The 1,153-nt window shown below is 52.5% G+C and carries 1 protein-coding gene and 1 pseudogene; one reads left to right on the top strand and one right to left on the bottom strand.

Features of this window, described 5'->3' with window-relative positions:
- The first annotated feature begins 224 nt into the window (after positions 1–224).
- On the top strand, positions 225–989 hold the full coding sequence (locus tag D9V82_RS11965) for a helix-turn-helix domain-containing protein (RefSeq protein ID WP_239088625.1): 765 nt from the start codon (positions 225–227) through the stop codon (positions 987–989).
- Here the strand turns inward: D9V82_RS11965 and D9V82_RS12875 are convergent.
- A pseudogene (locus D9V82_RS12875) lies at positions 984–1,153 on the bottom strand (IS256 family transposase); the annotation flags it as partial. The gene D9V82_RS11965 and the pseudogene D9V82_RS12875 overlap by 6 nt on opposite strands.

The following is a 1,153-nucleotide window of genomic DNA, read 5'->3' as shown; positions in this document are numbered from 1 at the left end:
CCGGCGTCGTCGCCACTCGTCCATCGGGATGGTAAGCCCCGTCGATTTCGAAGCCCAGCTCGCTGATCAAAATTGTAATAAGAAAGCCGCTGCTTAACCCCTAAGCAGCTTAACAACGTGTCCACGACTTGCGGGTAACCCCATGCCATAGGGCGTTCTTTAATTTTTTGTTGCCCTTGAGTTCAGAGGGTCGTTGCAACACTTTCCCTTAGGAGGGTGTTGTTGTGCCTGGAGTTGTTGGCCCGTTTCATTCGTTGTCTGAGTCGGATCGTCGTGGCTTGGTCGCCTTGGTTGGCAGTGGGCGTAGCGTTCGTTCGGCTGCTGGTGAGCTTGGTTGTCATTACGCGCATGCTTTGAATTTTTGTCATGCTCATGGATTGCCAGTCATACATAAAGCAAAACGAGTTGATCGCCGCGGTAGCCAGGCTTTACAGCTTGTAGAACTAGTTAAAGGCGGACTTTCAGTACACCAGGCCGCCAAAAGGTGTGGAATGCATCCCACCGCTGCGTATGCCGTTGCTACAGAAGCTGGGTGTCATATCCGGCTAACGAGGTATGCCCGGAAAGTCCGCCAGACACAGTTGAGGGTGGAATACTTGCGCCTTCGGTTGGCGAGCTTGCCTGTTTGTGATGCTGGGACTGCAGTAGGAATTGATCATCGATTGTCTTTAGACTTCGAAAAAGGTCTCATCAAATCCGGAGGGCCACGTAAAGAGTTCATACCTGTCGGCGAGGATGCCACCACGTATAAAAGACTTATGAAAGCGCTGCGCCAACGCCATGACGTTATCGAATCTGGACGGCTTCGGCCCCCTGCCTTGCCTGTCGGTGTGGATCCGTATAAACGCATCAGTGATCGCTATATTTGCTTTGAAGAACGCGTTATTATCGCCGATCTTCTTCGTGAGCATGTGCCGCTGCGGGAAATCGGGCGCCGTTTAGGGCGAAGGAGCGTGTCAAGTTGTTTGTGTGTGGGGTTAGGTTTATAGGTATTTGTCGAAGCGGTCGGGAAAGGCCACGGCCATGTGGTTGATGGCTTGTTTCCAACCGGATACTCGCGCTCCTTCCACGAGCCTGCTGGCTGTAGCTGAGGCCCGTTTGCCTTGCTTGGCTCTCTTTAAGGCTCGTTTGTCTTCGATATTGCAGATCATCA

The sequence above is a fragment of the Corynebacterium macginleyi genome, from assembly GCF_003688935.1.
Lineage (GTDB): Bacteria > Actinomycetota > Actinomycetes > Mycobacteriales > Mycobacteriaceae > Corynebacterium > Corynebacterium macginleyi.
This window is presented reverse-complemented; position numbering and strand designations above follow the sequence as displayed.